Annotated in this window: 1 rRNA gene; it reads left to right on the forward strand. The window is 47.8% G+C overall.

Annotation, left to right across the window (positions count from 1 at the left end):
* Positions 1–209: ribosomal RNA gene (locus KJQ99_RS11565) — 23S ribosomal RNA — on the forward strand; the annotation flags it as partial.

Below are 209 nucleotides of genomic sequence, written 5' to 3' on the forward strand. Positions count from 1 at the left end.
GGTAGGAGAGCGTTCTATAGGCGTTGAAGATGTACCGGTAAGGAGCGTTGGAGCGTATAGAAGTGAGCATGCAGGCATGAGGAGCGATAATTAATGTGAGAATCATTAACGCCGTAAACCCAAGGTTTCCTACGCGATGCTCGTCATCGTAGGGTTAGTCGGGTCCTAAGCAAAGTCCGAAAGGGGTATGCGATGGAAAATTGGTTAAT

Origin of the sequence: Campylobacter sp. 2018MI13, from assembly GCF_018501135.1 — a bacterium.
Classification (GTDB): domain Bacteria; phylum Campylobacterota; class Campylobacteria; order Campylobacterales; family Campylobacteraceae; genus Campylobacter_E.